20 protein-coding genes and 2 pseudogenes are annotated in these 18,439 nt (G+C 73.3%); 9 read left to right on the top strand and 13 right to left on the bottom strand.

Annotation, left to right across the window (positions count from 1 at the left end; translation table 11 throughout):
* Window position 1: 1 nt before the first annotated feature.
* The 9 genes and pseudogenes from ACSU6Z_RS19025 to ACSU6Z_RS18985 all read right to left on the bottom strand — a co-directional run.
* A pseudogene (locus tag ACSU6Z_RS19025) lies at window positions 2–109 on the bottom strand (DNA mismatch repair protein MutT); the annotation flags it as partial.
* A gap of 130 nt (window positions 110–239) precedes the next feature.
* Window positions 240–461 (bottom strand): annotated as a pseudogene (locus ACSU6Z_RS19020) (SPOR domain-containing protein); the annotation flags it as partial.
* A 351-nt stretch (window positions 462–812) separates the two neighbouring features.
* A complete protein-coding gene (locus ACSU6Z_RS19015) occupies window positions 813–1,565 on the bottom strand; it encodes a GntR family transcriptional regulator (RefSeq protein WP_437047205.1) in 753 nt (250 codons plus the stop codon).
* A 236-nt stretch (window positions 1,566–1,801) separates the two neighbouring features.
* Complete coding sequence (locus tag ACSU6Z_RS19010; RefSeq protein WP_437047203.1) at window positions 1,802–2,542, bottom strand: proprotein convertase P-domain-containing protein; 741 nt, start codon at window positions 2,540–2,542, stop codon at window positions 1,802–1,804.
* A 135-nt stretch (window positions 2,543–2,677) separates the two neighbouring features.
* Window positions 2,678–3,373 carry a response regulator gene (locus ACSU6Z_RS19005; RefSeq protein WP_437047201.1) on the bottom strand — a complete coding sequence of 232 codons (696 nt, stop codon included), beginning with the start codon at window positions 3,371–3,373 and terminating at the stop codon, window positions 2,678–2,680.
* Between the two features lie 394 nt (window positions 3,374–3,767).
* Window positions 3,768–4,103 carry a beta/gamma crystallin domain-containing protein gene (locus ACSU6Z_RS19000; protein ID WP_437047200.1) on the bottom strand — a complete coding sequence of 112 codons (336 nt, stop codon included), beginning with the start codon at window positions 4,101–4,103 and terminating at the stop codon, window positions 3,768–3,770.
* A 158-nt stretch (window positions 4,104–4,261) separates the two neighbouring features.
* Window positions 4,262–4,729 carry a cupin domain-containing protein gene (locus ACSU6Z_RS18995; RefSeq protein ID WP_437047199.1) on the bottom strand — a complete coding sequence of 156 codons (468 nt, stop codon included), beginning with the start codon at window positions 4,727–4,729 and terminating at the stop codon, window positions 4,262–4,264.
* Between the two features lie 384 nt (window positions 4,730–5,113).
* Window positions 5,114–6,031 carry an aldo/keto reductase gene (locus ACSU6Z_RS18990; protein WP_437047197.1) on the bottom strand — a complete coding sequence of 306 codons (918 nt, stop codon included), beginning with the start codon at window positions 6,029–6,031 and terminating at the stop codon, window positions 5,114–5,116.
* A gap of 64 nt (window positions 6,032–6,095) precedes the next feature.
* Complete coding sequence (locus ACSU6Z_RS18985; RefSeq protein WP_437047195.1) at window positions 6,096–7,118, bottom strand: GlxA family transcriptional regulator; 1,023 nt, start codon at window positions 7,116–7,118, stop codon at window positions 6,096–6,098.
* A 217-nt stretch (window positions 7,119–7,335) separates the two neighbouring features.
* Here ACSU6Z_RS18985 and ACSU6Z_RS18980 point away from each other — a divergent pair, with 217 nt between their 5' ends.
* On the top strand, window positions 7,336–7,647 hold the full coding sequence (locus ACSU6Z_RS18980; RefSeq protein WP_437047193.1) for a hypothetical protein: 312 nt from the start codon (window positions 7,336–7,338) through the stop codon (window positions 7,645–7,647).
* Window positions 7,648–7,755: 108 nt separating this feature from the next.
* Here the strand turns inward: ACSU6Z_RS18980 and ACSU6Z_RS18975 are convergent, their stop codons facing one another.
* The 3 genes from ACSU6Z_RS18975 to ACSU6Z_RS18965 all read right to left on the bottom strand — a co-directional run bounded on the left by ACSU6Z_RS18975 (window position 7,756) and on the right by ACSU6Z_RS18965 (window position 11,524).
* A complete protein-coding gene (locus ACSU6Z_RS18975; protein WP_437050387.1) occupies window positions 7,756–9,147 on the bottom strand; it encodes an amidohydrolase family protein in 1,392 nt (463 codons plus the stop codon).
* A 221-nt stretch (window positions 9,148–9,368) separates the two neighbouring features.
* On the bottom strand, window positions 9,369–10,130 hold the full coding sequence (locus ACSU6Z_RS18970) for an Atu4866 domain-containing protein (protein WP_437047192.1): 762 nt from the start codon (window positions 10,128–10,130) through the stop codon (window positions 9,369–9,371).
* Between the two features lie 683 nt (window positions 10,131–10,813).
* Window positions 10,814–11,524 carry a GntR family transcriptional regulator gene (locus ACSU6Z_RS18965; RefSeq protein ID WP_437047190.1) on the bottom strand — a complete coding sequence of 237 codons (711 nt, stop codon included), beginning with the start codon at window positions 11,522–11,524 and terminating at the stop codon, window positions 10,814–10,816.
* 137 nt (window positions 11,525–11,661) lie between these two features.
* On the opposite strand from ACSU6Z_RS18965, the gene ACSU6Z_RS18960 reads away from it, so the two are divergent.
* From ACSU6Z_RS18960 to ACSU6Z_RS18930, 7 genes are all read left to right on the top strand, one after another.
* Window positions 11,662–12,084: a VOC family protein gene (locus tag ACSU6Z_RS18960; RefSeq protein ID WP_437047189.1), complete on the top strand. Its 423-nt coding sequence runs from the start codon at window positions 11,662–11,664 to the stop codon at window positions 12,082–12,084.
* Window positions 12,081–12,842: an SDR family NAD(P)-dependent oxidoreductase gene (locus tag ACSU6Z_RS18955; RefSeq protein ID WP_437047187.1), complete on the top strand. Its 762-nt coding sequence runs from the start codon at window positions 12,081–12,083 to the stop codon at window positions 12,840–12,842. The genes ACSU6Z_RS18960 and ACSU6Z_RS18955 overlap by 4 nt, the downstream gene beginning before the upstream one ends.
* 381 nt (window positions 12,843–13,223) lie before the next feature.
* Window positions 13,224–13,688, top strand: a complete 465-nt coding sequence (locus ACSU6Z_RS18950) for a DUF1772 domain-containing protein (RefSeq protein WP_437047185.1) — start codon at window positions 13,224–13,226, stop codon at window positions 13,686–13,688.
* A gap of 116 nt (window positions 13,689–13,804) precedes the next feature.
* A complete protein-coding gene (locus tag ACSU6Z_RS18945; RefSeq protein WP_437047183.1) occupies window positions 13,805–14,632 on the top strand; it encodes an NmrA family NAD(P)-binding protein in 828 nt (275 codons plus the stop codon).
* Between the two features lie 160 nt (window positions 14,633–14,792).
* A complete protein-coding gene (locus ACSU6Z_RS18940) occupies window positions 14,793–15,428 on the top strand; it encodes a hemerythrin domain-containing protein (protein WP_437047182.1) in 636 nt (211 codons plus the stop codon).
* A gap of 46 nt (window positions 15,429–15,474) precedes the next feature.
* Window positions 15,475–15,984, top strand: a complete 510-nt coding sequence (locus ACSU6Z_RS18935) for an anthrone oxygenase family protein (protein ID WP_437047180.1) — start codon at window positions 15,475–15,477, stop codon at window positions 15,982–15,984.
* 60 nt (window positions 15,985–16,044) lie between these two features.
* Window positions 16,045–17,037, top strand: coding sequence for an AraC family transcriptional regulator (locus ACSU6Z_RS18930; RefSeq protein ID WP_437047179.1), 993 nt, complete (start codon window positions 16,045–16,047; stop codon window positions 17,035–17,037).
* 43 nt (window positions 17,038–17,080) lie between these two features.
* Here ACSU6Z_RS18930 and ACSU6Z_RS18925 read toward each other — a convergent pair whose 3' ends face one another.
* Window positions 17,081–17,446, bottom strand: a complete 366-nt coding sequence (locus ACSU6Z_RS18925; RefSeq protein ID WP_437047177.1) for a 4'-phosphopantetheinyl transferase superfamily protein — start codon at window positions 17,444–17,446, stop codon at window positions 17,081–17,083.
* 55 nt (window positions 17,447–17,501) lie between these two features.
* Between ACSU6Z_RS18925 and ACSU6Z_RS18920 the strand changes: the two genes are divergently transcribed.
* Window positions 17,502–18,221 carry an IS6 family transposase gene (locus ACSU6Z_RS18920; protein WP_437047175.1) on the top strand — a complete coding sequence of 240 codons (720 nt, stop codon included), beginning with the start codon at window positions 17,502–17,504 and terminating at the stop codon, window positions 18,219–18,221.
* Window positions 18,222–18,439: the final 218 nt, after the last annotated feature.

Below are 18,439 nucleotides of genomic sequence, written 5' to 3'. Positions count from 1 at the left end.
CGCCGGGCGGCTCCCGGCGGCCGGCCGGCTCGGCCGGTGCGCTGCGGCGCGCGGCGAGGAGACGTCCGCCGTCGAACAGGGCGGCGCCCACCACGATCCGTACCGTCACGCGCCGGAGGACACGGGAGGGCGAGAGGGGCGGGGAGGGCGGTACGGGCGCCCTCGTGGGCCGGCGTCGGCCGGTCGGCGCCCCGGCCCCGCGCGCCCCGCGCACGCGGCGTGCCGGTCGCACGCGCCGTTCAGTCGCCCGCGCCGGTGCCGCTCTGGCCGATCCGCTCGACCCAGTAGAGCTGCTGGTGACCGCGGCCGTCCAGGCTGTCGGCGATCCGCTGGGCCTCGGCCCGGGTCGCGTACCGGCCCACGCGGTAGCGGTTGCCGTTGTCGTCCTGCCGGATGACAAGCCAGGGCAGAGTGACCTTGCTGTCGTTCATCGCGCCCCTCCCCTTCTCGCCCGCGGCCCGCGCCGGACCCCGCCCACCGAAGAAACCCCGATCCGCATATGCCCGAGCCTACGCCTTACCTTTACGCACCGGATACGGGTTTTCACGAAGAGGCACGCAACCAGCCACGAGGCGGGGGGCGCAAAGCACTGGACGCGCCGCCTTCACAGCCGGACGCCTGCGGTCGGGCCACGCCGGAGGGCCGGGGAAGACCTGCGAGAACGACCGGATTCCAGCGCCGCGGGAACGGCCGGTGCCCGCCGGAACCACCGGCGGGCACGCGAGAGGGGCGTGAGGGGCGCACGGGAGGCGTGCGCCGGTCGCGCGGAACCGGGGCCGCCGGCGTCCGCAAGGGACGGCGGCCACCGCGTCCTACTTCACGGGCAGGTGGTACGCCACCCGGTACCGGTCCGCCGGGATCACCACGTCGGCCGTCTCCACCGGGCGGCCCGAGGCGTAGAACGTGCGGTGGACGACGAGGACGACGTGACCGGGGACCCCGCCCAGGGCGAGCAGTTCCTCGGCGAGGCCGGGGCGGGCGCCGACCTCCTCGGTGACGTTGTCGACGACGACGCCGATGGCGGCCATGCGCTCGACCACGCCCATGCCGCCGAGCGGCCCCTCCTCGGGCAGCATCACGGGCGTGCGCCCCGTCAGGGCCAGCGGCTCCCAGGAGGTGGAGAGCATCACCGCCTCGCCGCCCTCGCGGAAGACGTACTTCGTGCACATCACGCGGTCGCCGGGCTCGATGCCCAGCCGCTCGGCCACGGCGGCGCTCGCCTCGGTCTGCTCGCTGCGCGACTCCCAGGTGCCGCGCACCCCGGTGTCGGCCTGCTCCTGGCGGAAGGGCGTGGCCCCGTCGGCCGGGCGGTACCCGGAGCGGGCGACGCGCCGGGGCACGGGCCGCTCGCGCACGTACGTCCCCGAGCCGGAGCGGCCCTCGACCAGGCCCTCGGCCATGAGCACCTTGCGCGCCTCCAGGGCGACGGTGTCCGAGACGCCGTACTCCTCGCGGATGCGGGCCTGGGACGGGAGGCGGGTGTGCGGCGGCAGCAGACCGTCGACGATCTTCTTGCGGAGATCACCCGCGACGCGCAGGTACGCCGGCTGCTCACCGAATGTCACTGGCCGCTCCCATCAGTTGTACAGACAGCAACAGCGTGGCAATTCCAGGTTGCGCCGGGCAAGTAAAGGCCAAAGATTCACCCGAAGTGATGAAATGCCCTGGCCCAAGGCTTTGCGCAGGCACTTCCTCCCCCACGGCGGCGTCCCTGATACCTCCCTGCCGCCGGGCCCCCTCCGCGCCGCCGTCGCCCTCCCCTCCGGCGCACACGGCTCGTCCCCGCGGCGGGCGGTCCGGGTCACCGGTCCACAGCCGTGCCGCGAGGACGGGGGGCACCGGGCGGACGTCGGAACCGCAGTGCCCAGGCGTCGATGCGACCGGTGTCCCGGGTCGCGTCGTCACCGGCCCTGAGCTTCCACGTCCCGTTCACGGCCTCGGCGGAGGCGTCGACGGCGTGTGGCCGCCCGTCGGTGCACCGGTGGGCGAGCGCGTTGCGCGCGTCCAGGACGGACTCCCCGTACCAGGGGGTGACGTCCCGTTCGAGGAGCCGACGCCGGGTCTCCTGCCATTCGGCCCGGCCGGTGATGTCCCCCCGCTTGGCGGGCCGTTCGTGCTCCATGGACAGGCCCGGGCCGTGGTGGTGCGGGTCGTTCCGGGTCTCGCCGTCGACGCAGCACATGTGGGCGCCGAGGGCCAGGCCGTGCGGGAGCGGTCCGACGGGTGGCGCGCCGGTGCGCAGGGCGACGAGACGGCAGGCGCGGCCGTCCTCGTCCCAGTGCTCGTCGTGCAGCGCGCGCCGCACCCGGCGCTCCTCCGCGTCGGCCGACGCGAGCAGCGGGCACGGGGTCCGGTTGTCGACGGCGAGGCCGTCGGCCGACTCCCGCAGGGTGTACGCCTCGAAGACCAGGTGCGGATGGGGGCGGGGCGGCAGGCCGCGCGTGTGGACGGCGACCAGCCGGCCGACGGAGGTGTCGTACACGTGGAAGGTGCGCCTGCCGGGGTCGGGCGAGGTCTCCCCGCGGCGGAACGGCACGTACACGGGCCCTCACCCGCCCCGGCGGACGCGGCGGGCCGTCGCCACGCGGGTCCACGGGCACGACGAGCGCGAAGCCCGGGTCGCCGCCCGGTGGGAAAGCCCGGTGCAGCCCTCGTTCGCGTCGGGGGGCCGAACCGGTCATGGGCAGTGGTCGGGGCGGACGGGTCGCACGAGGCCGAGGTCGTAGGCGAGGATGGTCGCCTGCACCCGGTCGCGCAGTCCCAGCTTGCGCAGCAGCGCGTTCACGTGGGTCTTCACCGTGCCCACGGCGATGCCGAGTCGCTCGGCGACCTCCCTGTTGGTGAGCCCGGTTGCGATCAGGGTCAGGACGTCGCGTTCGCGGCCGGTCAGGCTGTTCAGCTCGCGCATGGCGTCCGCGGCTCCGGGGCCGATGCCGGTGGCGGGTGCGGCCGTGGCGGCGTAGTGGCCGATGAGCCGGCGGGTCGCGGTCGGGGAGAGCACGCCTTCGCCCGCGGCCACCACCCTGATGGCTTGCAGCAGTTCGGAGGGGTGTACGTCCTTGAGCAGGAAGCCGGAGGCGCCGGAGCGCAGTGCGTCGAACACGTAGCCGTCGAGATCGAACGTGGTCAGCATCAGGACCCTGGGCGCGTCCTGGCGACCGGTGATGGTCCGGGTGGCGGAGAGACCGTCCAGTTCGGGCATGCGCACGTCCATGACGACCACGTCGGGTGCCAGTTCCTCGGCCAGCCGCACTGCGGTCGCCCCGTCGGGGGACTCCCCGACGACGGTCATGTCCTCCTCTTCGTCGATCACGGCGGCGAAGCCCGCCCGTACGACGCCCTGGGCATCGGCGACCAGCACTCTGATGCTCACGGGTTCCTCCGCTCCCGCCCGCCCTGTTCGCGGGTGGCCGGTGATGTGTTCGCGGTGGCCCGGGGCGTCCTGGTCCGCGCGAAGGGCACGGTCGGGCCGGCCGGTCCGGTGGCCGGGTGGCGACCGTGCCGCCGAGGGCCGGGACCGGGGCGGTGAAGGCGTCTCGTTCGGCCGCCATCGTGAACAGGGCGGGAGCGGTGCCCGCGGCCCGGGCACCGCCATCGCCCCGGCGGGAAGCGGTCCGGCTCCCCCGGCACAGGCGACGGCGATGACGACGAGCGCGGTCGCCGGCCGGTCCCTCTCCCGGTGCCCTGCGCGGCGTGCGCCGAGCCGGCGGGGTGGAGCGGGACGGGCCGCGGCCGGGCGGGCCGGCGCACCGCCCCGCGCTTTTCGATCAGAAGATGCGCAGACGGCTCAGCAGCTTGGCGGAGCCGTCGACATCCCGCTTGGTCGCCCACTTGGGCATGGTGTGGACCTCCCCGCCCAGAACCATGCGGATGCTGTTGTTGCCGGACGAGACCTTGACGGCGTTGGGGAGGTGGACGTCCTGGACACCCGCGTTGGCGAAGCAGACGACCTGGCTGCCGTGGTTGTACCAGACCTTCACGAAATCGGTTCGGTCCCCGCAGTCGGTCCTGTTCATCGCGGCGGCGGGACTCGCGGGCACAAGGGCCGCCAGCGCCCCGGCGGTGACCACGGCGAGCGACATGCGCAGACTGACACGCTTCACGGCGAAGCTCCTTCACATGAGGGGACGGCACTGCGGTTCAGTGCCCGGATTGCAGGCACCGCTCCCCGCGGCGGGCGGGGGCCGGCGTCGATCGGGTGTGCCGGGTGGCGAAACGGGCCGGGGCGGGGCGGGGCCGGGCGCCACGGCGGGAGGGTCGCTCAGCCGAGGGTGTAGCCGTACTTCCCGGCCACCTCCGCCATGGCGGCCACGTCGGCGGGGTCGGGGGGAGGACCGACTCGGCCCCGGACACCGGGGCGGCCGATCTCCTGGAACATGCCGTCCATGCCGCCGGGAACGTAGAGGAAGTACATGCGGGCGGGGTGGCCCGGGCTGGTGTTGCGGAAGGAGTGGCGAACGCCCTTGGGGACGTAGACGACCCCTCCGGGTTCGACGTCGAACTCCTCGTCCCCGGCGGTCACGCGAAGGGTGCCGTCGAGGAGGACGAACGTCTCGGATTCCCCGTGGTGCGTGTGCGGCGGGGGTCCGGCGTCGGCCGGGACGACGGCTTCGGCCAGGGAGAGCTCTCCGCCGGTGTCGGCGGCGCCGAGCAGGGTGGTGTAGGTGTCCCCGACCAGGAACACCGGTGACCCGCCGTCCGGCGGTATGTGCAGGGGAGGTAAGGACATGGATCGTTCTTTCCCGTGGGGTGGCTGGTGACGCCGCGCTCCGCCCGGCCGGCGGGGCCGGAGCGCGGCCGGTGTGCGAACGGCGGGCCCGTCGCCGCGCGGTCGAGCCCGCCCCCGTGTCCAGGGCGGCCGCCGGTCGTCACCGTGGCGGGAGGGCGGCGTTCCGCATCCGGCCGCTCCGGGGATTCGTCGTGGCCGCGCACCGCGCGGCGGTGCGGGACGGCATGGTGCGGCCGGTGCTCCCGATGGCGGGGCGCATACCGGTGATGCCCTGGCCCCGCCGGAGTGTCGCGTCGGTGGAGGTGGCGGGCCCGGTGGCGGGGTCCTCCGCTTCGGTGGACCCGGTGGGCAGCGCGGCGAAGCAGCCGGAGCGGACGGCCTCGATCAGCTCTTCGGAGCGGATCCGACCGCGGCGAGCGCCGCGAGTTCGTCGTCGGTCAGCTGCAACGAGGCGAGGCGGGCGAGGTGCTCATCGGCGAGTCGCAGCGTGGACGCGGCGACGTTCTCCTCGAGATGCTCGATCGAGGAAGTGCCGGGGATGGGGCAGATCACGGGTGACCGGGCCAGCAGCCAGGCGAGGGCGACCTGCGCGGGTGTCGCGTTCAGGTCCGCCGCCACGTCGGCGACGAGGTGGTCGGCGCGGGCCAGGTCACCGCTCATGATCGGAAACCACGCGACGAACGGAATCCGTTCCCGTTCGCAGTGTTCGAGCACGTCCTCGCCCACACGGGCCGCCACGTTGAACATGTTCTGCACGGCCGCCACGTCGATGATCTTCCGCGCGGACTCGATCTGGTCGACGGTGACGCTCGACAGTCCGAAGTGGGCGATCTTCCCCTCGTCCTGGAGTTCCCTCATCGCCCCCACCTGCTCGTCGAACGGCACCCGCGGATCGACACGGTGCAGGTAGAAGAGGTCTATCCGCTCCCGGCCCAGACGCCGCAGGCTCGCCTCGCACTGCTGGCGCAGGTACGCGGGGCGTCCGAGGGGTTCCCACACCCCCGGCCGGACCTGAACCTGGCCCGCCTTGGTCGCGATCAGCAGATCGTCGGGGTAGGGGTGCAGAGCCTCGCGCAGGATCTCCTCGGTCACGCCGAAGGCGTAGGAGTCCGCGGTGTCGATGTGGTCGACGCCGAGTTCGACCGCACGACGCGCGACTCGAACCGCGTTCGCGCGGTCGGCGGGTGGTCCCCAGACGTCCTTGCCGGCGAGGCGCATCGCGCCGAAGGACATGCGGTGAACCGTGCGGTCGCCGATCCGGACGGTGCCGGACCGCTCGATCCGCTTCTGTACGTCGTTCATGTCGTCCATGATCGACGTGCTGGTCCGGCACGGGCCACGCAATGACGGACGCAAAAGTTGAACATCACGCCACTCCGGCCGTCTCGGGACGCCGCCCGCGCGCGGTGCCGAAGGTGCGGCGGTAGCGGCCGGGCGGCATCTGCGTGAGCCGGGTGAAGTGGTAGCGGAGGGCCGCCTCCGAACCGAAGCCGCTGGCTTCGGCGATCCGGTCCATGGTCCAGGTGGTGCGCTGCAGCAGCTCCTGCGCCCGGCGCACCTTGACGCGTTGCAGCCATTCCATCGGTGAGACGCCGACCACCTCGCGGAACCGGCGCGTGAACGTGCGCGTGCTCATGCGCGCGTGCTCCGCGAGCGCGGCGACCGTGGACGCCTCGTCGAGGTGCTCCTCCGCCCACCGCAGGGTGTCCTGCAGGGAGCGCGTCCGGCCGGGCACCTCCCATCTCGCGTACTGCGTCTGGTCGCCGTCGCGGCGGAGCGGGACGACCATGAACCGTGCGATCTCCGCCGCGAGCGCCGATCCGTGGTCCTGTTCGATCAGGTGCAGCACCAGGTCCAGGGCCGCCGTGCCGCCTCCCGACGTGAAGAGGCCGCCGTCCTCGACGAACAGGCGTTCCGGTTGCACCCGCACCATCGGGTGGAGCGCTGCGAGCCGGTCGGCCCAGTGCCAGTGCGTCGTGGCCCTCAGGCCGTCGAGCAGGCCCGCAGCCGCGACGAGGAAGGTTCCCAGGCACAGGGACACGACGCGCGTACCCCCGGCGTGCGCGCGGCGGACCGTCTCGATGAGGGCGGTCGGCGTACGCAGTTGTTCGGGGTACGCCGGCACGATCAGGGTGTGTGCCGACTCCGCCCAGGACAGGGGGCGGTCGGGGACCAGACGGAAACTCGTGGCGTATCCGGTACGCGTGACGAGGGCACGTTCGGGTCCGGCCACGGCGACTTCGTACAGCACGTCACGCGCGTGGTCGTTCGCCGCTGCGAAAGCCTGCACGGCCAGGGCGACCTCGAACGCTCCGACACCGTCGTGGCTGAGGACCGCCACGCGGTGCGGGCCCGGCTGGTCGGCGGAGGTGTGCGTGGGATCAACCATGAAGTCATTCTTCTGCAACGGGAGTTCTCTTCGTTTGCGGGCGGGTGGATCCCGGCGCCCTGCTTCGGGAGGTCCGGTGTCACCGGCGCCCGGACCGGTCCGGGTGTCTGCCCGGGGTCGGTCCCGGTGCCGTACCGCCGGTCTATACCTTGCGGTCTAGACGAGGTTCCTCCTGGTGACCGACGTCTCGGCGGGTTCCGCGCGAAAGGATCGGCCCATGGATCGAATCGATGTCGTCGTCGCCCTGACCGCCGCTCTGACCCTTGCCGTCACCGCATGGTCCAAGCCGCTCAGGGTGCTGCCGTTCTGGCAGCTCGTCATCGTCTGCGCGGTCTCCTACCCCGTGGGCGCGAAGCTGTTCTCGGCACTTGAGTCCGGTCGGGCCGGCGCCGCGTGGGCCGAGTGGACCTTCCTGATCAGCGTAGGCCTCCTGTTCGCCGTGCTCGTCGCGTCGGCCCTCCGGCTGACCAGGACCTTCCGGGGCACACGCGCCGACCGCCACGCCCACCACCAGGACTTCGGCGTGTGAGCGTCCGTCCGCTCCGCCCGTCGCACCACGGGATCGGCCGGTGACGGCGTCGGGGCCGGTGGGCGCCCCGGCCGGAGGAGGGCCGGCCGGGGGCGGCGGAGGGGATGCTCAGGCAGCCGGTGTGTTCAGCACGTGCTCGCGCGAGGCGTGGACTTCGCGGCGCAGGGCGGGCAGGTCGACGTCGAGGACGCGGCCGTTCCACTTGCGTACCTCGCCGCCCACGAGGACGGTGCCGATGTTGCGGGCGTCGGAGCCCAGCACGACGGTGCCGATGGGGTCGTTGAGCGGCATGTTGTTGAGGTCCTCGGCCTGGATGACCAGCACGTCGGCCTTCTTGCCCGGGGTGAGCGAGCCGGTGACGCCGTCCAGTCCGTTGGTGCGGGCGCCCTGGAGGGTGGCGAAGTCCAGGACGTCGCGGGTGGTGATGCGGCGGGGCTCCCGGCCGGTGCCGTGGACGGCGTCGACGGCCCGCATCCGCTGGATGGCGTGCAGGGAACGCATCTGCGTGAACATGTCGCTGGCCAGGGCCACTTCGACGTCGACGCTCAGTCCGGGGCGGATGCCGGCGGACAGGGCCTCGTCGACGGCGGGGATCGCGGTCTCCAGGCCGATCTGGGCGTCGGAGGTGGGGGCGAGCGCCACGGTGGTGCCGGTCTCCCCCATCGCCCTCCACGCCTCGGGGGTCAGTCCGGTGGCGTGGATGAGGGTGACGCCGGCGCCGAGGATGCCGTCCTCGGCCCAGCGCAGGATCGCCTCGGAGGAGGCCGTGCCGAAGACCGCGTCCACGCTCACTCCGATGCCCAGGTCCCGCGCGACGCCGGCGAGTTCGGGGCCGTAGGCGAGCGCCGGTCCGGCGATCTCGTCGGTGGCGAGCGCCGCCAGGCGCAGGGTCAGCAGCTGGTCGTCGCTGCTGAAGTACCGCTCCTTGAGGCGGGTCAGGTCGCCGGGCCACTGCTCGTCCCAGTCGCCGAAGTGCGGGCCCATGGAGGCGTGCACACCGCGGATGCCGGTGTCGAGGAGGGCCTCGACGGCGGCGTCGGAGTGTTCGGGGGTACGGGAGTTGTGGGAGAAGTCGAGCATGGTCGTGATGCCGCCGTCGAGCGCGGTGAGGGCGGCCAGCCTGGTGCCGATGTACATGTCCTCGGGCCGGTAGACCGTGGCGTAGCCGGCCAGGGTGGACCTGACGTAGGCGCCGAGGTCGTCGACGTCCGGCATGATCCGGCGCAGTTGCGCCTCCCAGGCGTGCCGGTGGGTGTCGACGAAGCCGGGGCTCAGAACGGTGCCGACGGCGTCGACGGCCACGGCGTCGCCGGCGTCGAGGTCCGGGCCGACGGCGGCGATGCTGTCGCCTTCGACGAGCAGGTCGGCGTTGTGCAGGACGCCCAGAGCGGGGTCCATGGTGACGATGGTCGCGCCGGTGAACAGGATGCGCCGCTCGTTCGGGGGGCGGCGGCGGATCTGTTCGAGGACGGCCGCGCCGGTGGTGTCGTCGGCGTGCATGAGGGATCCGCTTTCCATGACTCGAGGAGGGGGGTGGGATGTCGGCGGCACCGGCGCTGCCCGGTTTCCGGTCCCGGCCGTCCCGGCCACGGCGGCCGGGGCGCCGTTTCCCCGGGTGCCGCGCGCCCGGGAGCGGGGCGGGGACGGGCGGGGTTCCGGAACCGGTCGTGCGTGGCCTGCGCGGGGCCGGGCCGCCGTGTCCGCCGCACGGCGGCCGGCGGTCAGCTCTGCTTCATGACGTAGCCCGCGTGGTGCAGTTCGTCGCCCTTGAACTCCCCGTAGGCCCAGAAGCCGAGGTCGTCCAGGTAATCGATGCGGTCGCCGTCGATCCAGAACCGGCCCCGGTAGGCGTGGGGGCGACCGCCCCGTGTCTCGTCGTAGCGGCCGTCGGCGGTGAGCTCCTGGTGCAGGAAGTCCTTCCGGTCGATCCAGACGCCGAGCCGCGGGCTGCCGGTCAGGTCCGGTACGGCGGGGACGCCCGTCTCGGGGGCGGTGACCCGGCCGGGGGCGTCGGTGCCCGCCCACAGGACGGGCCGGCCGGCTGCGACCAGAGCGCGGACCCGCTCCGGGCGGGAGATGAGGGTGGTCACCGCGCTCGGCACGTCGGCGGCGAGTTCGTCGGGCACCACCAGGAAGTCGGTGGTGTTGCCCGGGGTCAGCGTCGCGACGCACTCCGAGCGCCGGCCGCGTCCGCCGGCCAGGGCGACGGTGTCCACGACGGCGGGGACGATGGTCATGCCCGCGCAGTCGACGACGATGGCGTCGTCGTCCTGTGCCGCGGTGACGAGGGAGGGGCCGACGCCCACGATCAGGGGGCCGACGAACAGGAGGTCGGCCCCGGTCATGGTCCCGATCAGCGGGTCCATCGTCATGACCCGGGCGTTGGTGAACAGGACGGGCCGGCCGCCGTCGTTCGAGACGATCTCGGCCAGGGCCTCCGGGTTCCAGCTCACGGTGCCGGTGCCGGTGTCGGTGATGGTCATGGTGTTCCTCGGGGGAGTTCGGGAGTACGGCTCTTCGGCCGGCCCGGCGAACCGGGCGGGCGCCGATGCGGGTGGGCAGCTGCCCGGCGATCGCGGCACCTGCACGACCATCAGATTCGTCGCACCGCGGAGCCCGAACCAGGCCGCTGCGTTCCCGGGTGCGCGGCACCCATGGTCGGCTCCGCTGCCCGCGACGCCCCCTGAGGAACGGCCCCGGCGGCCGCCGGTGCGCAAAACGGCAAGGCGGAACCAGCGCTCGGACGGTGGTGAGGTCCCGGTGATCCACGGTCGCGGCCCCTCGCGCGTTCCGGGTTCACCGCACCGGGGGGACTCGTCCGTCCCGCCCGCGATCGTGGGTGCGCCTCCCGGTAAGCCCGCACCGGGGGACGACGGCCCGGCCTCCTCCGCCGCGGGTCGCCGCGCGCGGCCGGCAGGTCACACGGAATGCCCGTCGAGGCCGGCCGCTCCGGGCACCGGTGCCCGGAGCGGCCGGTCGACGCCGCGGTGAACGGGCACCTCCCGCGGGATCGAGTCCTCACGAGGACGCCCGTGGGTGGAGGCCGGACCGTGGACCGTCCCCGGGCCCCCGGGCTGAGCCGGAGGAGTGTCTTCCCGGCCGCGTCGCGGGCGGCCGGGCGCACGGGTGGCCAGCCCGCGCCGACGGCTGCGCGGGTGCACCGCGCTCAGTGGTGGCCGGACGCCTCGGCGCTCCCCGCCACCGCGCGGGCCGGCAAGCCGGCCAGCAGGCTGCGCCGTGCGGAGTCCACGTGCTCCTCGGCCCGGCGGGCCAGGGTCCGGCTGTCGCCCGAGCGCAGGAGAGCGGCGAGTTCGCGGTGCTCGTCGACCACGCGCGCGCGGTAGTGGTCGTAGGCCGCGTCGACGCGACGCAGGTGGAACAGGTGCACCTGGGAGCGGATCGTCCGCCAGGCGGTGGTGAGCCTGCGGTTCCCGGCGGCGGCGTAGATCTGGTCGTGGAAGGCGATGTCCAGGGCCACCAGCCGGTGGGCGTCGCCGTCCCCGGCGATCTCGGCCGTCATCTCGGCCACCAGCCGGTCCAGCCCGGAGAGGTGCTCCTCGGTCGCGGCTCGCCGCGCGGTGGTCGCGGCCAGGCGGTCCAGTGCGGCCCGCAGCGCGTACACCTCCTGCACGTCCTCGGCCGTCACCTCGATGACGGTGGTACCGCGGTGCCAGCCGCCGCGTACCAACCCTTCCTGCGCCAGCCGGGCCAGTCCTTCCCGGACCGAGCCGCGGCTGACCCCGAGGCGTTCGGCCAGCTCCACTTCGCGCAGCGCGGCTCCGGGCGCGAAGTGGCCGGAGAAGATGGCCGCGCGCACCAGGTCGGCGGCTTCGTCGGCCAGGCCGCGCCGGGTTGCCTTCGGCAGTGCGGATGACATGGAACCAATGTTGACATCCGGACAATGATCGACGCCAACCCGGCATTCGAAGCCACCGAAAGCAATGTCTCAATGTTGACATTAGGACATCGTCTCGGTCACGCTGCTGCGGTCACCGAGCCCACCGGAGGGCCCCGATGTCTCACCGACCCGCTGTCCACCTGGCCATCCCGGTCGACGACCTGGTCGCCGCCCGTGACTTCTACGGGAGGGTGCTGGGCCTGCCCGAGGGACGCAGCACCGAGCACTGGGTGGACTGGAACCTCGAGGGCCACCAGCTGGTGACCCACCTCGTGCCGACGGCGCCGCGGCCGGCCGGCACCAGCCTGGTGGGACGGCACCGGGTGCCGATCCCGCACTACGGCCTGCTGCTGGACGAACAGCGCTTCCACCGGTTCACCGAGCGGCTGCGCGCCGCCGGGGTGCCGTTCGACATCGAGCCGCACCTTCGCTTCCCCGGCGAGCCCGGTGAGCAGTGGACCGCGTTCTTCCGTGATCCCGCGGGCAACGCCCTGGAGTTCAAGTCCTTCCGGGACGAGTCGATGGTGTTCGCCCGATGAGGGGCGTCCTGGTCACCGGCGGATCGCGGGGCATCGGCCGCGCCGTCGCGACGGCCTTCGCCGCCGACGGTGACCGGGTCGCGGTGCAGTACGCGGGCCGCCGTACGGACGCCGAACGGACCCTGCGGGAACTGCCCGGCACCGGACACACGCTGATCCAGGCCGACCTGGGCGAACCCGGCGCGGCCGAGCGGGTCGTGGCCGAGGCGGTGGCCGCACTCGGCGCGGTGGACGTGCTGGTGAACAACGCGGCCGTGGCGCCCGCGGCGGACACCCGGCACCCGATCGCACAGACCCCGCTGGCGCACTGGCAGCGGGTCTGGCGGCGGATGGTGGACGTCAACCTCCTGGGCGCGGCCGACCTGAGCTGGGCCACGGCCCGTCACCTCGTCGGCCGGGGCGCCGGCGGCGCGATCGTGAACATCGGCTCGCGCGGAGCGTTCCGGGGCGAACCGGACTTCCCCGCCTACGGGGCGACCAAGGCGGCGCTGCACGCCCTCGGCCAGTCGCTGGCCGTGGCGCTGGCCCCGCACGGCATCGCGGTCACCTCCGTCGCGCCCGGGTTCGTGGCCACCGAACGGCAGGCGGCGAAACTGTCCGGCCCGGAGGGCGAGCGCCTGCGTGCGGAGAGTCCGTTCGGACGGGTCGGCACACCGGAGGAGATCGCCGCCACCGTGCGTTTCCTCGCGTCCCCGGCGGCGGCGTGGGCCTCGGGAACCATCGTCGACCTCAACGGCGCGTCCCACCTGCGCACCTGAACCGGGAGTCCGGCCCCGGCGCGGTGGAAGCCGCCCGCCGGGTCCGGCGAGTGGCACGGGGAAACGGACCGGGCGGCCGGGCCTCAGGCGCCGCAGGCGGTGTCCGGCCGCGGGCCTGGCGTACGGCGGTGCCTGCGGCGCCTCCGCCGCTCCCCTCCGGCGTCTCGCCCCCCGTCGCCCAGCGCGCCACGCCGCGAGGACCCTCTCGTCCGAGTCCGTCACCGCCGGATGCGTGGCGTTGTACACGGCGTCTCGACGCCGGGTCCACAGGAGCCGCGGTGCGCTCCGAGGACGAGGCGGCGACGGGCCGGCGGCCGGCCCCCGGCGCCGGTTCGCGGCAAGCCCTGCGAAGACGGGGGCGGGGTGGCGATGATGATCGGCATGTCGGAGACCCTCGAAATCCTCGCCCTCGTCTGCACCGGGCTCTACGCCGGTTACATGTTCGCCTTCCTCTCGGGTGTCATGCCCGCCCTGAAGGAGGTGGACGACGCCCCCTTCACCCTCGTCATGCGGGGCATCAACCGGAAAGTACCCGGGCCGCTCTTCCTCCTGCTCTTCCTCGGGTCGCTGGTCTTCCCGGCCGCCTCCTGGTTCGTCGCCCCGGACGGGCGTGAGGCAGGCGCCGGAACCCTCGTGGGCATCGCCGCGGTCTGCGCGCTCGTGGGGCACCTGATCACCTCGGGCGGCAACGTCCCGCTGAACAATGCCCTGGAGTCCTCGCGGGACCGGGGCGACGAACGGGCCGCCCGCACGGCGTTCGAGGGGCGGTGGAACGCCCTGCACGGGGTGCGGACCCTGTTCGCCGTCGCCGCCTTCGTCCTGATGGCCGTCGCCGTCGGCCGGTGAGCCGCGCGCAACGCCCTGTGTGCCTACGCATCGCACTCACGCGGCGAGACGATCGCGTATGAAGGTGAGCCCAGGAGCTATGTTCCGTCTGCTGCTTGAAGACTTCAATGGACTTCATGAGCACTCAGACACAGAGCACCGCACCCACCCTCGTCATCGGCGGCACCGGCAAGACCGGACGGCGCGTCGTCGAGCGCCTGAGGGGGCTCGGCCGCGCGGTCCGGGTCGGCTCGCGCAGCAGTGAGACCCCCTTCGTCTGGGAGGACGAGAGCACGTGGGGTGCCGCGCTCGACGGAGCCGGCGCCGCGTACGTGACCTACTACCCGGACCTCGCCTTCCCCGGGGCCAGGGAAGCGGTCGGGCGCTTCGCCGCCGTCGCCGTCGAGCGGGGCGTCCGCCGCCTGGTGCTGCTCTCCGGCCGTGGCGAGGAGGGCGCCGTCGCCAGCGAGGACGCCCTCAAGGCGTCCGGCTGCGACTGGACCGTCGTCCGCGCCAACTGGTTCAACCAGAACTTCAGCGAGAGCTTCTTCCTCGACCCGGTCCGCTCCGGCGAGCTGGCCCTGCCCACCGGTGACGCCGTCGAACCGTTCGTCGACGCCGACGACATCGCCGACGTGGCGGTCGCCGCGCTCACCGACGACCGGCACATCGGCAAGACCTACGAGCTGTCCGGCCCGCGCCTGCTGAGCTTCACCGACATCGCCCGCGAACTGTCGGAGGCCACCGGCCGGACCATCACCTACATCCCGGTCAGCGCCGACGACTACCGCGCGGCCCTGCGCGAGCTGGGCGAGCCGGAGGAGTTCGCCGACCTCTTCACCCTCATCGTCGACGGGCGCAACGCCAGCCTGGTGCACGGCGTCCGCGAGGCGCTCGGGCGGGAGCCCAAGGACTTCGCGGACTACGCCAAGGAGACCGCGGCCACCGGCGTCTGGGACGTCTGACCGAGCCACCCGGCGGGACGGTGTCGCACAGCGGTGGTCCGCCGGGCCCGGTGGATCCGGCAGCCGGCGGACCACCGTACCGGCCGTGCTCGGCGACGGGCCGGCCGAGCCCAGGCGCTCCGGCGGCGAAGTGCCGGGGCCCAGAGAGGAGAGGGACGCGATGGACGGGCTGCTGTGGGGAGGCAAGGGCGTGGCCGGGCTCCCCCGTCACCTGCGGGGATTCGCGCAGACGCACCTCGCGCTGCGGCGTGACTCCAGACGGCTGGTGGCCGCCGCACCGCTGCTGACTGCCGCCGGCCTCCCCCGGGCCGCGCAGTGGTGGCGGCAACTGCGGGCCATCCTGGACTGGCACCACCGCACGGAGGACGAGATCCTCTGGCCGGGGCTGATCGAACACGTGCCGGAGATCGCCGCCGGTTCCCACCGGATGGTGCAGGACCACGTGGCGCTGGACGATTCGATGCTCCGGGTGACCGAGGCCCTGGAGGGCGGACGCGCCGAGTTGATCGGCGGTCCCGTCGACACCTTCGACACCGTCCTCCACCGGCATCTGCACGAGGAGGAGGAGCTGACCTTCCCCGTCTTCGTCCGGGTACCGGCGCACGTGTTCGCAGCCCTGGAGCGCCGTGTCCTCGCGGCGGCGCCCTTCCACGTCAAACGCGTCCTGCCGCCCTGGCTGCTGGACGCGCTCCCGCAGCCGGACGGGGTGATGCCCGCACCGGTGCGCCTGATGGGGCGGACCGTGCTGGGCGGTGCCTATCGCCGCACGCTCACCGGAATCCTGGAACCGCGGTGAGCCGTACCCGGCGCCGGCCGGCCGGCGCCGATCGGAGGAACACGTCGTGAATTCTGCCGCTCCCAAGGATCCCGTGCTGGTCGCGGCGACCCTCGGCACCGGTCTGATGGCCGGCCTCTACCTCGCCTTCGACATCGGGGTGATGCCCGTCCTCGGCCGCCGCGAGGACGAGCGCTTCGTCGCCGCGATGCGCCGGGCCAACGACGCCCTGGACGACGACGCCGCCTTCGGCACGCTCTTCCTCGGGGTGTTCGTGGCGACCGGCCTCGCCGCCCGCAGACTCGCCCGCGCGGGCCGCGGCGACGCCGCCCGGCGGGTCCGGGCCGCCGCCGTGCTGTACGGCCTCAGCGTCGTGACGACGGTCTGCGTCAACCTCCCCCTCAACCGCCGGCTGCGCGCCGCCCCCGGCGCCTCGGCCACCGCCCTGGCCGAGGCGCGGGCGGCGTACGAGCTCCCCTGGCGCCGCGCCAACGCCGTCCGTACGGCCGCCTGTCTGGGCGCGCTCGCCCTGCTGACCGGTGTGATGGCGAACAGGCGTGATTCCGTGGCGCGTTGACACCGGGCGTTGACACACTGGGCACACGCACGTGATCCACGACGGTACGGGGTGATGGTGATGGATACGCTCAGCGGGCTGCTGGAGAGTCCCAAGGCGCGCGGTGCCTTCCTGCTGAAATCGGTGTTCAACCCTCCGTGGGGGCTGCGCATCGAGGACCGCGCGGCCCTGTCGCTGGTCACCTTGTTGCACGGCTCGGCGTGGGTGCTCCGCGAGGGCAGCGAGCCGGTACGCATCACGGCCGGGGACGTGGCCGTGATGCGGGGGCCCGAGCCGTACACGCTCGTCGACGACCCGGCGACGCCTCCCACCATCACCGTCGACCCGGAGCAGCGTTGCACCACCGCCACGGGACAGGACGTCGCCCGGTCGATGTCCCTGGGCGTGCGCACCTGGGGCGAGCCGCACCGCGCCGGGTCGACCGTGATGCTCAGCGGCACCTACCAGGCGCCCAACGAGGTCGGGCGCAGGCTGCTCGCCAGCCTGCCCGCGATGCTCGTCCAGCCCGCGTCGGCCGCGCGGACCCCGCTGATCGGCATGCTCGCCGCCGAGGTCGACAAGGAGGACATCGGCCAGGAGGTCGTCCTCGACCGGCTGCTCGACCTGCTGCTCATCAACGTCCTGCGCACCTGGCTGATGGAACCGGGGACAGGTGCGCCGCTCTGGTTCCGGGCGCAGAGCGACCCGGCGGTGGGACGGGCGCTGCGGCTGCTGCACGAGCGGCCCAGCGAGCCCTGGACGGTGGCCTCGCTCGCGTCCGCCGTCGGTGTCTCCCGGGCCGCGCTCGCCCGGCACTTCACCGAACTGGTCGGTGAGCCGCCGATCTCCTACCTGACCGGATGGCGGCTGACGCTCGCCTCCGAAATGCTGCGGGACCCGAGTCTCTCGGTCGCCAGCATCGCCGCGAAGGTGGGGTACTCGGGGCCGTTCGCGCTGAGCGCCGCGTTCAAGCGCGAACGGGGCGTCAGCCCGCAGGAGTTCCGCCGGGGCAAGCGGCCCCGGGAGTCCCCGGCCGCCGGTTCGGACGGGCGGACCGTGGTCCTCGGCCCCTGAGGCCGCCGAGCGCCGGGACCGCCGGGCCGGCCGGCCCGGCGGGTCATCCCGCCGCGGCCGGCACCGCCACGGCGGTGAGCACGAGACCCCGGGCGATCCGCCAGCGTCCCGCGCAGCGGGCCACCGCCGGCTCGCCGTCCCCCGTGGGCCACCCGGCCGGCACCGGCGCCGCCGCCGTACGGTCCGGTCGTGCCGTACGGCCGGGACGGATCTCGGCCGTCAGCAGTCCCCCGGCCGTGAACGCGACCTCGACGGCGGCCGTGCCGATCCACCGGCGGGTGGCCGGGAACCAGGCCTTGTAGACGGCCTCCTTGGCGCTGAACAGCAGCCGGTCCCAGGGCAGCCGGGGGTGCTCGGCGGTGAGCCGGGCCACCATCCGCCGCTCGGACTCCGAGGCGGGCGCTGTCACCTTGACTGGCCGAGTGGGATGATCTCCTTGTTGATCACGCTGGGAGGGGTCGTCCGTGGGGAGTACGTCGCCGTCGTACAAGGGGCACCGGTACCCGGTCGAGGTGATCTCCCACTGCGTGTGGCTGTACCTCCGGTTCCCGCTCAGCTTCCGTGAGGTGCAGGAGCCGATGCTCCAGCGAGGCGTCATCGTCTCCTACGAGACAGTGCGTCGCTGGTGCGCCAAGTTCGGCCAGGCCCACGCGAACGGACTGCGCCGCCGCCGGCCCCGGCCCGGGGACAAGTGGCACCTGGACGAAGTCTTCCTCAAGGTCAACGGTGAGCTGAAGTACTTGTGGCGTGCCGTCGACCAGGACGGCAACGTACTCGACATCCTCGTCCAGAACCGGCGGGACAAGGCCGCGGCCGGGCGCTTCTTCCGCCGCCCGATGAAGAAGACGCGCACGGTGCCACGGGTGATCGTCACGGACAAGCTCCGCTCCTACGGCGCGGCCCACCGCGAGGTCATGCCTTCCGTCGAGCACCGCTCGCACAAGGGCCTGAACAACAGGGCGGAGAACAGCCACCAGCCCACCAAGCAGCGCGAACGGGCGATGAAAGGCTTCCGCTCCGTGGGCGGAGCACAGCGGTTCCTGTCCGCGTTCAGCGGCATCTCGCGCCCCTTCCGGCCCCGCCGCCATCTGATGCCCGCACACGACTACCGAGCCGAGACGACCGTCCGCTTCGCAATCTGGGAGCAGATCACCGGAGTCGCCGGCGCCGCTGCCACGGCCTGAGCACAACCCGGAACCGGGCTCCACCACACCACGACGCACCATCAGACACCTGCCCGCCCAACAACGTGACAACGCCCGAGGTGATGCGGATCTACACGGTCGCCGCGGCAGGGGACGCCATCGGCGAGGAGAGCGATCCCCTGGTACGGCCCTGACCTACGCGCCGATTCCGACAAGCCGAGCCTCTCCCGGCCTGTTCATTCGGCAGAATCGACGTA

Source organism: Streptomyces sp. enrichment culture (assembly GCF_964273145.1).
Lineage (GTDB): Bacteria > Actinomycetota > Actinomycetes > Streptomycetales > Streptomycetaceae > Streptomyces.
This window is presented reverse-complemented; position numbering and strand designations above follow the sequence as displayed.

What these genes read in the sequence shown, in the direction of transcription:
- ACSU6Z_RS18995 (WP_437047199.1), bottom strand. Translation starts at nt 4,729, where the DNA reads ATGTCCTTACCTCCCCTGCACATACCGCCGGACGGCGGGTCACCGGTG.
- ACSU6Z_RS18990 (WP_437047197.1), bottom strand. Translation starts at nt 6,031, where the DNA reads ATGAACGACGTACAGAAGCGGATCGAGCGGTCCGGCACCGTCCGGATC.
- ACSU6Z_RS18985 (WP_437047195.1), bottom strand. Translation starts at nt 7,118, where the DNA reads ATGGTTGATCCCACGCACACCTCCGCCGACCAGCCGGGCCCGCACCGC.
- ACSU6Z_RS18980 (WP_437047193.1), top strand. Translation starts at nt 7,336, where the DNA reads ATGGATCGAATCGATGTCGTCGTCGCCCTGACCGCCGCTCTGACCCTT.
- ACSU6Z_RS18975 (WP_437050387.1), bottom strand. Translation starts at nt 9,147, where the DNA reads ATGCACGCCGACGACACCACCGGCGCGGCCGTCCTCGAACAGATCCGC.
- ACSU6Z_RS18970 (WP_437047192.1), bottom strand. Translation starts at nt 10,130, where the DNA reads ATGACCATCACCGACACCGGCACCGGCACCGTGAGCTGGAACCCGGAG.
- ACSU6Z_RS18965 (WP_437047190.1), bottom strand. Translation starts at nt 11,524, where the DNA reads ATGTCATCCGCACTGCCGAAGGCAACCCGGCGCGGCCTGGCCGACGAA.
- ACSU6Z_RS18960 (WP_437047189.1), top strand. Translation starts at nt 11,662, where the DNA reads ATGTCTCACCGACCCGCTGTCCACCTGGCCATCCCGGTCGACGACCTG.
- ACSU6Z_RS18955 (WP_437047187.1), top strand. Translation starts at nt 12,081, where the DNA reads ATGAGGGGCGTCCTGGTCACCGGCGGATCGCGGGGCATCGGCCGCGCC.
- ACSU6Z_RS18950 (WP_437047185.1), top strand. Translation starts at nt 13,224, where the DNA reads ATGTCGGAGACCCTCGAAATCCTCGCCCTCGTCTGCACCGGGCTCTAC.
- ACSU6Z_RS18945 (WP_437047183.1), top strand. Translation starts at nt 13,805, where the DNA reads ATGAGCACTCAGACACAGAGCACCGCACCCACCCTCGTCATCGGCGGC.
- ACSU6Z_RS18940 (WP_437047182.1), top strand. Translation starts at nt 14,793, where the DNA reads ATGGACGGGCTGCTGTGGGGAGGCAAGGGCGTGGCCGGGCTCCCCCGT.
- ACSU6Z_RS18930 (WP_437047179.1), top strand. Translation starts at nt 16,045, where the DNA reads ATGGATACGCTCAGCGGGCTGCTGGAGAGTCCCAAGGCGCGCGGTGCC.